The 14062-nt window shown below is 67.4% G+C and carries 13 protein-coding genes and 1 pseudogene; 11 read left to right on the forward strand and 3 right to left on the reverse strand.

Annotated features, from left to right (window positions below):
* The first annotated feature begins 1067 nt into the window (after window positions 1-1067).
* The 7 genes and pseudogenes from AC07AG_RS41835 to AC07AG_RS41865 form a co-directional block, all read left to right on the forward strand.
* Complete coding sequence (locus AC07AG_RS41835; protein WP_478762339.1) at window positions 1068-1439, forward strand: hypothetical protein; 372 nt, start codon at window positions 1068-1070, stop codon at window positions 1437-1439.
* Window positions 1440-1507: 68 nt separating this feature from the next.
* The gene (locus tag AC07AG_RS41840) at window positions 1508-2068 is read left to right on the forward strand and encodes a hypothetical protein (protein ID WP_478762341.1); all 561 of its coding nucleotides are present in this window, start codon (window positions 1508-1510) and stop codon (window positions 2066-2068) included.
* Between the two features lie 116 nt (window positions 2069-2184).
* Window positions 2185-2787 carry a hypothetical protein gene (locus tag AC07AG_RS41845; RefSeq protein ID WP_478762343.1) on the forward strand — a complete coding sequence of 201 codons (603 nt, stop codon included), beginning with the start codon at window positions 2185-2187 and terminating at the stop codon, window positions 2785-2787.
* Between the two features lie 442 nt (window positions 2788-3229).
* The gene (locus AC07AG_RS41850) at window positions 3230-4435 is read left to right on the forward strand and encodes a DUF932 domain-containing protein (RefSeq protein ID WP_478762345.1); all 1206 of its coding nucleotides are present in this window, start codon (window positions 3230-3232) and stop codon (window positions 4433-4435) included.
* A 504-nt stretch (window positions 4436-4939) separates the two neighbouring features.
* Window positions 4940-5806, forward strand: a complete 867-nt coding sequence (locus AC07AG_RS41855; RefSeq protein ID WP_478762461.1) for a hypothetical protein — start codon at window positions 4940-4942, stop codon at window positions 5804-5806.
* 383 nt (window positions 5807-6189) lie between these two features.
* On the forward strand, window positions 6190-6627 hold the full coding sequence (locus tag AC07AG_RS41860; protein WP_478762347.1) for a hypothetical protein: 438 nt from the start codon (window positions 6190-6192) through the stop codon (window positions 6625-6627).
* A gap of 133 nt (window positions 6628-6760) precedes the next feature.
* Window positions 6761-6976, forward strand: a pseudogene (locus tag AC07AG_RS41865) (single-stranded DNA-binding protein); the annotation flags it as partial.
* A gap of 32 nt (window positions 6977-7008) precedes the next feature.
* Here AC07AG_RS41865 and AC07AG_RS41870 read toward each other — a convergent pair.
* The gene (locus AC07AG_RS41870; RefSeq protein ID WP_478762465.1) at window positions 7009-7149 is read right to left on the reverse strand and encodes a hypothetical protein; all 141 of its coding nucleotides are present in this window, start codon (window positions 7147-7149) and stop codon (window positions 7009-7011) included.
* 693 nt (window positions 7150-7842) lie between these two features.
* Window positions 7843-9102: a hypothetical protein gene (locus AC07AG_RS41875; RefSeq protein ID WP_478762349.1), complete on the reverse strand. Its 1260-nt coding sequence runs from the start codon at window positions 9100-9102 to the stop codon at window positions 7843-7845.
* A gap of 197 nt (window positions 9103-9299) precedes the next feature.
* Here AC07AG_RS41875 and AC07AG_RS41880 point away from each other — a divergent pair, with 197 nt between their 5' ends.
* The 3 genes from AC07AG_RS41880 to AC07AG_RS41890 all read left to right on the forward strand — a co-directional run bounded on the left by AC07AG_RS41880 (window position 9300) and on the right by AC07AG_RS41890 (window position 12176).
* The gene (locus AC07AG_RS41880; RefSeq protein WP_478762351.1) at window positions 9300-9587 is read left to right on the forward strand and encodes a hypothetical protein; all 288 of its coding nucleotides are present in this window, start codon (window positions 9300-9302) and stop codon (window positions 9585-9587) included.
* A gap of 511 nt (window positions 9588-10098) precedes the next feature.
* A complete protein-coding gene (locus AC07AG_RS41885) occupies window positions 10099-10815 on the forward strand; it encodes a hypothetical protein (protein WP_478762352.1) in 717 nt (238 codons plus the stop codon).
* A 434-nt stretch (window positions 10816-11249) separates the two neighbouring features.
* Window positions 11250-12176, forward strand: coding sequence for a replication-relaxation family protein (locus AC07AG_RS41890; RefSeq protein ID WP_478762354.1), 927 nt, complete (start codon window positions 11250-11252; stop codon window positions 12174-12176).
* 61 nt (window positions 12177-12237) lie between these two features.
* Here AC07AG_RS41890 and AC07AG_RS41895 read toward each other — a convergent pair whose 3' ends face one another.
* Window positions 12238-12543 carry a hypothetical protein gene (locus tag AC07AG_RS41895; protein WP_478762356.1) on the reverse strand — a complete coding sequence of 102 codons (306 nt, stop codon included), beginning with the start codon at window positions 12541-12543 and terminating at the stop codon, window positions 12238-12240.
* Window positions 12544-12870: 327 nt separating this feature from the next.
* On the opposite strand from AC07AG_RS41895, the gene AC07AG_RS41900 reads away from it, so the two are divergent.
* Entirely contained in the window at window positions 12871-13704 is an 834-nt protein-coding gene (locus AC07AG_RS41900) for a ubiquitin family protein (RefSeq protein ID WP_478762358.1), read from the forward strand.
* Window positions 13705-14062 lie beyond the last annotated feature (358 nt).

Here is a 14062-nt window from a genome sequence, read left to right on the forward strand (position 1 = left end):
CCCGCGGAGCGGGTACCACATCGCTGCGCGATGTGCAAGCGAGCACCCTCGCTGCGCGAGGGTGCTGCGCTCCCGCTCCGCGGGAGCGCAGGCGGGACGCTGCGCGTCCCGCTCAACCAGGTTGCTGCGCAACCTGGTTGACGCTCCGTCCGCTGCGCTCCCGGAGCTTGCGGGGGCTATGCCTCTGTAGTGGCTTCCGCTGCGCTACAGCCACTCGTGACGCTCCGCGTCACCAGGCGGGCCACGCTCCGCGCGGCCCGCGCAACGGGCCTGATGGCCCGGCAGTAAGGAGCAGTTCGCCCGACGGTTGTGGGGTAGCGGGATTGGGATTTGCTTCAAACTACATCACGGATTGAGTCTGGAATGGATGAGTCGCCCCGATCCGCCGCCCGATGATCGAAGTGTCTGCACTGTGCTGTCATCAAAATCCGTCACGCCATGACACCGGAATCAGCGCATCAGGACGTCATCGATCCTGCTCAACTGCGGTGACACCGCATGACTTCCGCAGTGACATCGAAGTGCAGATGCGCAGGGCAGACGCGCAGCACCTCAACGCCTTGTTCACCCGACTCGGCGGAAGCCTTCCGAATGCCCCTGTACGGGCCCATGAAGCTCTCACGCCGTGCAACGCCCCCGGGAACTATCCAGCCCCTAGCCCAGCCGCAGGCCCCCGCAGAAACCCGCCCCGACCCCGCCGTGCCCAGCGGCCCGAGCGCGGAGGCCCCCGACGCGCAACACGAACAAACCCCACCCCCGATCCCCGAAGCCGCCACGCCGACCGCACCCGCCCCACCACCTACACCCACGGGGCACGGGAGCAGGGGCAGCAGAGGGGATGTCAGGGGATGGGCCAGCTCTGTTTGGTGGGGTGAGCTGGGGAAACGCAGGTCCCCGAAGTTCGCCAGCGCAACGTATATCGCAACCTCTACCGCAACGCGATGGCGCAACATCCAGTGCAACCCATAACGCAGCGGGGGTTCCACCCAAGCAAGGGAGACACTATTATTTGAAGTCACGGGGAAGGTGCTCCCCGGAACCGCACGAGACCAACAAAGGGGAAAAACGTGGAACTTCAGATCACTGACGGGATCGTGCGCAGGGTACGCGGCGCGGACGCGCCCATGACCGGGCGTGCAGTTCAGGCCCGCACTATCGCGAACTTCCTGCCCCTCCAGTGCGCGCGAGCAGGGGTGAAGATCGTTCACAACTTGGACCGTAACTACACCGGAATCCGGTTCGAGACCAAAGCTGCCGGTCCGGTCGTGCTGGAAATGCCGACGGGTGAGGAGCCTTACCGTCTGGTTCAGGAATTCATCGATCCGGACGGGGCGGGGCGCATGGAGGTCGAGTTACGGCGGTTCCCGCAGATCTACCGGCCGCACGGAATCGCGCTCATCACGTCTGAGTTCCTCCGGTCGAGCGGGTTTTTGAAGTAATCCGCGCGGGGCGCCCCGGTTGGGGCGCTCCCCTTCCACCCGGCATCGCTGAAAGGAGAAGGGACACCATGGAGAACACGCGGATTGCAGGGCAGGCCCGAGAATCCGGAGCGCCGCTCACGGACGCCGAGATAGAGCAGGCCCGTTACGCGCTGCGGGAGTTGGCCCGCAGCGATAGGGACCCGGAGGCGGTGAGGGTGTCTCCCGAACAACTGGACGTGGTCCGGTCGTTCTTCGAGTTGGGTTGGGCCATGGGTGTGCGCACCGGCCACACCGGGCCCCCTATGACCGATGTTCCGGTGGACCGGGCGACGGTTGACCGCGCGTTCGTAGAGCTGCTGTCTGCGCGGGTGGCACATCAGCTTTCGTTCTCGGTGGCTCGGCTCGTTGACCCGCAGGACGCTGGACCGGTCCTGTGGCAGAAGGTCAGGTATCACGGAAGCCTGACACGGCATCACGGCCTCTACTGGGTCCGGGCGATCAAGGCGGAGGCCGGCCCGGAGGGGGCGGCTCACACCGTCCGCTACGACCTGTGCGAGGTGATCGGTGGTGTACCGGTTCCCGCTGTCACGCACGTGCGACGGCAGAGCGTGACGCCCCTTCCCGAGTTCCGCGCACCGTCGGCCTAAAGGTGCAGGTCAGGGGTGGGTTTACCCACCCCTGAAATACACTATTATTGAAGTTGTTCGGGGGTGACAGCCCGCCCCCGGCCCCACAGAAACCAACGTCGAAGGGGAAGCGGCACATGGCAGAGCAGGGAGCCCGGCAGATGCTGCCGGAGGTAAAGAAGTACGTCGAGACCCTCGAATCCGCCATATCGACTCGGAACGCCGCCGAGGATGCGGCTGGCGGGAAGTACCCGCAGCGGTGCGGCTACGGCGAGGACGCGCGGCGCCAGGCCAGCGCCTACAGGGAGGAGGTCGGCACGGCGTACGACACGTGCTCAGCGGCCCAGGCAGACGCGTGGGAGGCTCTCAAGGCTTCTGGGGACCTGCTGGTGAAGTGGATTGCCGAGAACAGCGTCGCATACCGGGAACAGGCTCGGTGCATTCTCGCCGCCCTCCCTGCCACGATCGATGAGCTTGACGATCTGGCGGACGCGAACGATTTTTGCGGCGTCTGGGACGACTTCAGGCAACAGGCCATAGAGGCCGGAGTCGTCTCCGGCGCCACTCCCCCGAGCCCGGCCAGGAAAGCGGTCTTCGAGCGGATCAACGAAGACAGCTGCTGCCGCATGGACAGCAAGGCCATGCGGCGCCTCGACAAGGCCCTGGACGCCCTGGTCCATGAAGTCCTGACAGGCCCGGGCAGCGCCACAGCAGCGAAGGGCGGAGCAGTCCCAGCGTGACCGAGGCAGGCCACAACCCGCCAAGACCCAGGTAACAGCAGCACCGAGCCGCCGCGTCCTGTTTCTCTCCACGACGGGGCGCGGCGGGTCGGAAGACGCACTTTCCGGCGACTCGCCCGTCCCGGCTCCCGCCCCCCTGCCGCCGGGGCGGGCGGCGGACCGCATGCCGTGCAGCCGAGCCGCGGGGCCAGTAATGGCAACCGAGAGCGCAGCGGCGCGAGGATTCCCGGCGCAGGCTGGGCAGGCGCTCACCGCCCCCTGCCCAGCCTGCGCCGGCGGCCAAGCCCACCGCCCCCTCTCCCGGGAGGGCATCGGTGCCGACGCACATAAACCGCCAGTTCAGGGGTGGGTTCACCCCTCACCAAAACACACTATTATTGACGTTGTTCGGGGGTGGTGGCACCGCCCCCGGGCACCGCAGAAACCGACACGAAGGGGAATCGTGACTCTCACCGACGTGAACACCGCGTTCGCCGCCGAGAAGGCCGCACAGGTCGAGGCCGTCCGCGAACAGGAGCGCGCCTTCCAGTCCCGTGTGGACCGAGGCGAGATCCGCATGACCGGCATCGACCGCTATGAGGTACTCACCGGCTGGGACCGGGGCGAGACGTTCACCCTCTCCCGCAACACCGAAGGGCAGATCGAGCAGATCACCGCCAACCACGGGCTCGACGAGCAGACCAACTCCACCATCTCCCTGTACACATCGTCTCCGGCCTGGCACGGTCTCGGCCAGATCATCCCCGGCGGCACCACGGACATCGACCAGGTCCTGCGTCTGTCCGGGCTCGACTTCGAGGTCACCACCGTGCCCGCCCTCTACGAGTGGCAGGGCGAGACGCGCGAGCACACCGACCAGCAGCACACCGTTCGCACCGACACCGGCGCCGCCCTCGGCGCAGTCGGCTCCCGGTACACGCCCATTCAGAACCGGGCGGGGTTCGTGTTCCTTCAGGAACTGGTGAGCCGCTACGACGTGGTGTGGGAGTCCGCCGGACTCCTGCGCGGCGGGAAGCGCGTGTTCATCTCCATCCGCCTCCCAGAGACCGTCACCGTGGACGCCGAGGGCATCAACGACATCGTGGTCCCCTACATCGCCGTCATGAACGACCACTCCGGCAATGGCCAGTTCCAGTGCGTCGTCACCCCCTGGCGCCCTGTCTGCGCCAACACCGAACGGTTCGCCGTCCGTGACGCAGTCACCCGCTGGGCCGTCCGGCACACCGCAGGAGCCACCAGCCAGATCAAGGAAGCCCGCCGCACCCTGGGGCTCTCGTCCCAGTACTTCGAGCAGTTCGCCGAGGAAGAGACCGCACTCGCCCGCACCGACATCGCCATCGCCGACTTCCACCAGGTGATCGCCGACCTGTGGCCCCTGGACGACGACGCCACCGGCCGCAAGCGAACCAACCACGCCACCCGGCTGGACGCCATCACCGACGTGTTCCGCACCGAGAGCAACCGCGTCGGACCGACCGCCTACGCAGCCGAGCGCGCCATCACCGGCTACCTCGACCACCTCACCCCCAGGCGCCCGCCGCAATCCATGACCGAGGAAATCGCCCGCGCCACGGCCGCACTCGAAGGCGCCGACGACGAGATCAAGAGCAAGGCACACCGGCGCCTGCTCCAGCTCCACACACGCTGACTCCCTGGAACGGCAGCCTCACCAGCCAACAGCCCCCGTGCGGGCCGGGAACTTCCCCGAGCCCGGCCCGCACGGGCCACCACCACCCTCACGCCCAAAACACGCGCTGCCACCCGCTCACGGAGCACAGGACGCACCCGCCCGCCGCCCCTGCCCACGCGCAGCACAGCGCGACGCAGCAAAGGAGCCGACCACGCGCCAGCACGACACCCGTCGTGCCCAGAGGCACCGCACGGCCTGCCCCCGAACGCCCACCGCCCCGCCCATATGCGAGGCGCAGGGGCCGCCTTGCCCGCAGAGACGGCCGTCCGCCGGCGTCGAACGGACCCGACGACACGCCAGCGCGCAGACCGCGTGTCCAGCTGGCGGCTGGCGGCTGGCGGCTGCGAACAGGCCCCTCAACTCGCCCACGAGAAAGGCATACAGGTGACTCACACACCCCCGCCCCCCGAGCACGGCGGCGAACCATCGCACGCGAGCACAGCGCCTACCGACCACCAGACGATGCGCCGCCTCCTGCGCCAGGAAATGACCGGCACCATCGGCCTCCTCGCCGATGAGCACGACTTCCACGCCATGCGGCACTACCGCAGCTTCCCCTTCAACGAGCACGCGACCTACCTGACAGGGGTCGAAGACCTCCTCAGCGCCCGCGCCTCACAGGGCATGCACACCATGCTCGCCCTCTTCGACCCCGAGGAGTACACCGACTTCTGCACCGACAACGGCCTTGAACCCGACAGCCCGACCAGTCGCACCCGCTTCACCGCCGAGATCGCCACAACAGGACCGACCATCCCCTACGACGGCGCGCCCCTATCCGACCTCATCCCAGACCTGATCGACGAAACCCTGCGCAACGCCACCTGGGAGTACGCCTCCACACTCCTGGCCCGCCTCGGCGCCTGCGCCGCCTGCGGAAAAGACGTCGGCCAAGAAGCCCTCGACCGCGCCCAAAACCTCCTCCTGCGCATCCTCAACACAGCCGAACCCGGCCACAACCACCTGGTATGCAGCGTCTCGACCACACCGGAAACCCTGGTATCCGTCCTGCACGCAGACACCGACACCGACGGCGTCACCCACGTCGGCGACGCCGCAGCCCTGGAATTCACCACAGTTCTCGCCCTCGGTCTCGCCGCCCTACCCGGCGGACTCGTCATGCGGACCACCGCCCCAGACGCCACAGACCGCGTATACGGATGGCGACTGCACGCGGGAGACCCCGAACCCCTCACAGCCGCACAGGTCTTCGACGCCTACTGCTCCGATGCCGACACCGGCGACCCCATCCCCCCGGAATCAGACGTCGACTACTGCACGCCGCCCGACCTCGGACCAGACACCACAACACCGGGCCACCACTACTGAACGCCCCGGGTCGTCGCTCCTGGCACCCAGCCCGCCAGGAGCGACGGCCCACCTCCCCCGCCCCCAGTTCTCAAAGGTTTCCATGCCCCAAACGCTCCACCCGCGCCCTACAACCGGCACGCCTGCGCGTACCGCCCGCCAGTTCACCTCCAAAAGCGCCGACTGCCGCCCACCGCCCACGAAACGCCCGGCATGACACCACCGACACGGAAGAAGGCCCGATGTACCTCGTCCTACCCGACCCCGCTCACTGACTCGTCGCCGCTCCACGGTCCTCCAACGACCTCACGCCCCTCACCGAACAAGCGCTCGCCGCCCAGGGGTTCACCTGGAACAACGAGATCGAGGCATACACCCGACAGACCAACCACGACCCCGCGGCCGTGGACATCACCGCCGGCATGCTGCGCCACTACGTCTTCTGCGCCCACAACCCGCTGCCCAAAACCGGCACGGACAAGAGCTGCACCGACCAGGACCACACACCGCACCCCGCCAACCTCTCCCCTCACCCCCAGGCACCCCTCAGCCTCGGCCTCTGGGACGCCGAAGCCTGTGCCGAGGCGAACAGCTCGGCGGTCTTCCACCCCCAGGAGCGCCCCGGCGACGACGGCCTCCCGTGCATCGAGCTCGCGGGCATCCTCGTATTCGCCTACCTGGACGCCGACCTCCGCACGGTACGGATCTCCGTACATCTGGACACCACCCACGAGCAGCTGGTTCGGGCTGACGGCACAGTTCCCATCCAGGTCGAGATCGAAGACGCCACCGTGTTCGACAACCTCATCCCACCACCGGCCCCGCCAGAGCCAACCGGATAAGGGCCAGCATCCGGAACCCCACCCGCCACACCGCACCCCCAGCAACAGAGAACGGCAGCAAGAGGGGCCACCCTCACATAAAACACAGTTATTCCAGTTAGGAGGTGTACGCGTGGCCCCGTCCGTCATACACGTGAGCGGCACCATCACCGGCGACGTCGAAGTCCGCCTCACCCAAAACGACACCGCCGTATGCCGGTTCCGCCTCACCCAGACCCCCACCCAGTGGGACACCACCACACATAAATGGCGCGACGGAACCCCCATCCCCTACATCTGCACCACCTGGCGGGACCTGGCCCACAACGCCGCCACGTCACTCGCCGAGGGAACCCATGTCCTGGCCACAGGGCACATCACCGAGATCAGAAACAACACCATCTACCTGACCATCAACGACCTCGGCATCAGCCTGCACCAGCGCACCACCCACACCGACACCAGCACGCCCACTCCGCTCACCGCCCACCCCGCCACCGCACCCCCGACGCCCCAGCCCACCGCCGCGTCCCGTCCAGCCACCAGGCAACCGGGCAGCCCACCCCCCTGGTGGGCACGGACACAGACCTCCCGCCAGAGCCAACCCAGACCTTCCGCGACGCCAGCCCACGATCACCCCACCCGCCGACCCCCGGCCCCTCCCCCTTCGACCGACCCTGCACGGCACCGGCTCACCAACCGGGTTTGCGCCCTACCCGGCTTCCCGAGGTGGTCCGCCCTCTCCGACCGCCTGCATGGGTCTGCCGGAGCAACTGAGGCCACTCGGAATTCGTGACTATCGCCGCTCATGAACCCGCGCAAGGAACTCCTACAGCCATCAACCAACACACAGGTTCTTGGCCTGCCAACAATCAGGAACACGTGAACCCGCGCGCCTCCGAGCACACCTTCCGCCACCAGGAGCAGAATCACCAGCACGCCAAAGCCCCGCTCATCGCCCTTGGAGCACCGGTGCCGCGAACCCGGGGCCGGCTGCAAACCGGCCGCGTGGCTCCGGAAGCCCCCCCCGGCCTCGACCGGCGCCCGCAACACGCGGCACCGCGAAACGCATCGCTACGCCTTCAAGCTCGGGCGCACCCGCCGGGAGCGGGCCGACGTTCATCTGGCCCGGACCGGGATGCCCACGCCGCACGGCCTTGACCCAGTACACCTCCAGGGAGGGTGGTGAGACGGCGCCCGGCCCGCTGTGGCACGTGCCCGTGTATCTCGGCGTCGTCATTCGAAGGGGCCGAAGTCTGGCGAGGAGGCAACGCGACTGGCCCTGAGCACCTGGGCAAGGGTCGAGAGCGCTTCGAAGACACCGAGGACCTCGCCGAGGAACTCGAGATACGTCATCCCGGAGGGGCTCTCGTCGCTGACAACGCGGCCTGTCTGAAGGTCGTGATGTGCTGTCGCGTGCCCGATCGTGTTCCGGCGACGGTTGTTGAGCAAGCTCTCGAATGGCTCCCAACCTGGGACCTGTGCCACGTATGCGATCTTGAAGGCATTCGGCAGCTTGTCGAACTTGTCGAGGTTCCTGGGGCGCTTCTTTTCGGGTACGCGGTCGGGGTGGACGGCTCCGAAGTCGTCCGGGCTTCCGCGCTTCACCGTGTTCTGTGCTGCAACAAGCGGCCACAGGCACTTGCAAGCGAGCTCGAATCCGTGCTGGTAAAGGTCCCTCACCATCGAGAACTCGTCGCGGTAGAGGACAAGGTCGTCGAAGGCATCCTTGCCGCCCGGCCCGAAGAACCTGCCCAGGAGCCCCATCTCCCAGGACTCGTGATGTTCTACGAAACGGTTGAGCTCGGTGAAGACATCTCGCTCCAGAGCCGCCGAGGACTGTCCGCGACGCCGGAAGGTCGCGAGGTGATCCTTGTGTCGTTTCATCGCTGCGAAGTGCTTGCGCGAGAAACGGTCGATCACGTTCGCGCTGGTGGTCCCCGTGGTCCCTGTGATGACTGTCGTCACTGCGCCCATAGCCTGGTAGGCGACGGTCGTCCGCTCATGGCTCGTGCTCGGTTCCCATTCGAGGCCAAGCTGCTGCTGTGCGATACGAACGAACATCTCAGTGTTGCCCTGGAGGTAGTACTGGAACAGTATGCGGACCGTAGGCCATTGATCGCGGCCTGCTTCGAGCGCCTCATGCCGTTCGGACCGGAACTTCGCAAAGGCGTCCTGGCCGAGGGCCTGGAGGAGCGTCATCGTCGGGAAGGACCCCATCGGCGTGAACGTGTCGGCGTCGTAGCGCGACGGCACGAACGGATTGATGGTCACGACGCGTCTATCAGGAGACTCTGGCGCGGAGTCGCTCAGCACCTCGCACTCGATGGCGATACGGTGGTTCTCGAGCTCAGTGCCCGACATCGAGCCCCGGATCGATAGTCCGCAATGTGGGCACGGCAGGTAGAAGCGCGTTCCGCGGGTCGGCTCCACACCTAGGCGGGCGTCGAACGCCTCTGCACATCCCGGGCACTTGAGGTAATAGCGGGAGATCACCTTGCCAAGCTAGACGCCCAGAACCAGGGCGGCCAAGCTCTGTCGATGAAAGCCGCTGCCAACGAGGTTGATGACCACAGCGAGCACCGCCTCATCCTTGATGTGCGTGACCGTGCCGTACAGCGTACGAACTTGACCGGCCGGCGGCAACGGCCTCCCCAGCGTTGTAGGTGGTGCTGAGGGAGACCCCCGAAAGGGTGGCCACCTTCACCGGGGAGATCACCGCGCCGAAGGTGGCCACGTTAGAGGCGATGCTGGAGCTGATCGGGGCGGTGCTGCCACAGGGCGAGCTCGCCGCGTCGGTGGCGGCTGTTGTCGAGCCTGCGCCGCCGCTGGACTCGGACACGGATCAGGTGTGGCGGCGGAGGCTGATCAGCCGGTTCTCCACGGAGCGGCCATGTTGTGGCTCCCAGTCGGGGACGGGTCGACCTCCAACGGTCGCCATTCGTACGCCACTTGACTCCCTCAGCCGCAACACGACATGAGGCAACACTGCGTATGTCCACAGAACATCGGTATGTGTAGCGGCTCGGCAGAAACCGGCGCGAGCGGGAGCACATCAAGGTCAGCCTCCCCGCTCACCGCCCCTATCCCAAGCAACCCGACCCCGAGCCGACCAGAGTCTGAGAACCCGACCACCTGCAACATGCCACCGCCCGCCATCAGCAGCAGCAATCACGGCGCGCCTCCACCGCCACCCACCGCCCCCTCGGAGGACCCCTGCCACGCAAAGAAACAGAGCCGGCCCGCGACAGCGGCCGCCGCACAACGTACGACGCATGCGACTGCAGCTGACCACCACCCGGCATCCCCCCTCATCAGAGAAACGCTCGCCGCGGTATCTGCTTGATTCCCGAGGAGTAGGCCGCGAGCCGATGGCAGAGCCGCCAGGGGACACGTGCACCGCCGGCTGGACCTCCAACCGAAACTCCTGCCATTATTTGCTTTGTGGGTCGGGCTGGCCGGCTCACAGCCGACAGGACGGACGGTTCTGCCATGGCCTCGCGCCGTGAGCCTCGCCTGGCCGACGCCGCCGAGATCGCGGCCGAACAGGACCTCACACCCGCCAGAATCACCGGCCTCTACACCGGGCGCGAGCAGAACGCGGCCGGCAAGACATTCCCCGAGCCTGCCGGCAAGCGCGGCCGCGCGCGCCTGTGGGACCACGCGGAGGTCACCGAGTGGTTCGCCCACCGGACGCCGGCACGGCTCGCTGAACACGCACCGCCCTCCCTCGACCCGCAGACGCTGCTCAACGCGGCGGAAGCCTCGAGGTATCTCGGCTATAAGAACTCCAACCAGGTCACCACCTTCGTGCGCGACCACCCCGGCTACTTCCCCGAACCGGACGTGGTCGAAGAGAAGGGCACGGCGGACAACCCCTACCGCCGACAGCTCTGGAAGGTGCAGACCCTGCAGGCGTGGATGGCCACCCGGCCCGGCCGCGGACGGCGAGCCGGAACCAAGCAGGCACCGCCCCTTCCCGACGTTCCCCTCGAGGGCGATCCCGAGGAACTGCTGGGGGCCAGCCAGGCGGCCGCCCTGCTGGGCTACAAGAGCCTCGGCTCCTTCTCCAGCAGCCTCTCCCAAGGCAACCTCCCGCTACTGAAGACCACCGACGGAGTCGCCGAAAACGCCGGACGCCAAAACGGGCGCCGCCGGTGGACACGCCGGCGCATCCTCCAACAGGCAGCCCAAAGACCCAAGAAGTAACACCCGGCGCAGAGCGAACCACCGCCCACCGCCCCACGAACACGGCCCCCGACAGTGGGAGTTGGCGCCTTGCCGGCCGTGCGTCCCACGATGGCCGGCACGGCGCGGCACGGCTCGCCACCGCAGCAATCACGCTTGTGGCGGACCGGTCATCGCCACACCACTCACGGCGACCCTGTCCGCAGATACGTGGCGCCAGCCAGGCCCCAGCGAACTGTCCTGCGCCGCCTCACCCCGACCACAGCCCTACCACCACGGCGTTGCGATGTCGTGACCGTGGTCGGGGCCCTGTGGTCGGGGATCTGGTCGGGCCCCACTGGTTTCCTCATCAGCAACCAACAGACCCGCCACACACCCCGCAGCACTGATGAAGAGCGCTGAGGCGCGGGCCCACGTCGAAAATCCCCCAACCGGTCAGAAGGGAAGGGACCTGCGTGACCAGCCCCGCACCGAACACCCCCGCCACGAGCCTGGCCCCCAGCCCCGTTGAACCCCTGCGCAACCAAGTGCTGGCAGCCCTCGCCCAGCACCGCATCGCCACCACCGGCCAACTGCGCCAGATGCTCCGGCCCGCCCATACACGGCAGTTACTGTCCCGTGTTCTGAACCGGCTGCGTTCCGAGGGATTCGTCGCCTGCCTCGGGCTGCCGCACACCAACCGCTCACGCACCAAAGCCTGGCACCTCACCCAGGAAGGCTCACGCCTGACCCGAGACCTGCCCATACTGCGGGGACGGCCGCCCTACCCCCTCCCCTCACCCGCGGCCGCGTCATTGAAAATCCCCCACACGCTCGCCATCGTGCGCGCCCACCTGGCCTTCGCCGCAGACGCCCGCAGACGCGGCGACGAGCACGGCCCCTTCGACTGGACCCCCGAAGTCGCCCACAACCTCGGCGACGGCGAGCGCCTCATCGCCGACGCCCTCATGCACTACACCCTCACCCGCCCCGACAACGAGCGCATCAAACTGCGGGCCTTCATCGAAATCGACCGCTCCACCATGAGCAGCGAACGCATGGCCAGCAAGCTCATCGAATACGCCCGCTTCAAGCTGTACCAGCCAGCCCCCACCGGCCGCCGCAAACCCACCCCCGGACTGGAAGGCCCGCACTGGACACGCTGGTACCCCGTTTTCCCGCGCGTCCTGTTCATCCTCACCGGCGCCAGCCGCCGCACCCTGGCCAACCGGATAACCGACCTGCGCTCCATGACGCAAGTGCATCCCGCCGTCACCGAACTCGCCCGCCACACCCCCCTCGGAGCCGCCACACTCGAAGACCTCGAACAGCACGGCCCCACAGCCGCCCTCTGGACACCTCTCACCGGCCAAGCCCAAGCGCGCCCCTGGATTGACCTTTAGACGAGCCCGCCACTGTGAAGGTGGCTGGCGGGCTCTCACGCGTTCTGCCGTCTCCCGACAGCTAAAGGGGCCAGCAGTTGGCCGGAGAGTCGAGCCATGCACGAATGCCGTCCGCAGCGACGGCCAGCCCTAACCGGTCGTGCGCGGGCTGATCGTGATCGGTCCACCAGACGAGCGCGGCCTCCACTTCGTCCCACAAACGGCGCAGCCCGTGCTGCCACACCACGGTCTCCACCCCGTCGCGGAAGAAGACACACGCCCAGGACTTGTCACCCGGCCCATAGAGCCACACAGGGCGGGCGCCGTCGCGCTTGTCGGCGACGACCTTGCCGACGTCACGCACGCGCAGGCTCACCGCCCAGTGCACGAGATCAAACCTGCCGGTGGTGAAGGCGCGTCCCGTTTGGCACTACGTTGTTCATGCCCGAAGCCCACCTGGCAGCCCCGACCAGCTTGCCGCTCACGCCCCAGAAAGGAGAGCGATGCCCGCCCTCCTTCGTTTGCTCCGCGTTCTGCCCATGTCGCCCTGGGCTTCCCTCACAGACTGCGGGGGCAAGGAGCGCAGCCCCGGGGCCCAGAGGCCGGGTCGGTTGTGAGGCGCGATTCATGGCCCGACCCGTGGGCCGAGGCCGCCGAGACCCCCCGGACCGGTCACCGTGACGGCGCATTTGACTTCCCGCCGGTTCGTAACGGTGTGGACTACCTGAGCAGTGTGGTCGAGCTGCTAAATGGAGAGGGTGTGACGTGGTTCGCGGACGACGCGCCCACGCCGCGCGATATCAAGTACGCAGTGCTCCACCTGCAGGCCGCGGTCGAAGTGCTCTTGAAGACCCGTTTGCTGCGCGAGCACTGGAGTCTGGTCTTCAAGGACCCCGGACAAGCCTCGGAACGCCGTTTCCGCGAGGGGGACTTCGAGACCTGCGGCACCGACGAGACGGTGCGGCGGCTGCGCAACATCGCCGGGGTCCCCATATCCGACGCTGACCAGAGGGCGCTCAAGGCCCTGGCTAAGGACCGCAATGCCCTGCAGCACTACGGCCTGAGCCTCACCGCGCCGGCCGTCGAAGCGCGCGCAGGCCGCGTGCTGGACTTCTTGGTCCGCTTCCTCGACGAGGAACTGCGGCCTGGCCTGGATCCCGGCGAAGAGCACGAGATCGGCCCGGACTTGGACCGCGTCCGGCAAGGGGTCCTCGGCATTGATGCCTTCGTCCTACAGCGGACCAAGCGGGTGCACGGCGAACTCACCGAGAACGGCCAGGCGAATCGGGCCGTACGTTGTCCCGAGTGCTGCGTAGCAGCCCTGGTGGTCGAGCCGGGCAGCAATCGCTGCCACTTCTGCGGCAGGTCCTACCCCAACGCCTCCTTGCTGGCTCGCGGCGACCCGTGGCGTATGGAGCCCGATCCGCTGACCTGCAGTCAGTGCCAGGAACCCACCGCCCGCAAAGGGGTCAGCTTCCTGGATGACCCCACCACCCTCTACCTGTTCTGCTACTCCTGCGCGGCCCGTAAGCCTTGCCCCACCACGTAGTGATTCCGGCATCGATCTTTGGGGAGCGGTCGCACGGGGTTGCTGAAGCAGGATCATCTTGCGGAGGAGTTTGAATCCGGCCCGTCCGTCGAGCTGTCTGGCTCCTCCGGCGTTGGGAGCCGTTCTCGCTCGTACGGGTGAGGCGCGGGCACGCGAACACGACCCACACGCACGCACCGGCCCGACCGCTTACCTGGGATGGGAAGCGTGCGGCCGGGCCGGGCACCCTCAACCGGTACGCGCTGTGTGACGAGCAAGCGCACCAGCCGCGGGGGTCTGATGAGCGGCCCGCCCTCATGAGCTCACACCATCAGGCGGGCCGCTCCGTCCCTCACCGTGGGCTCTCCGACGTGGCCAC

It is taken from the genome of Streptomyces sp. NPDC044044, assembly GCF_056434405.1.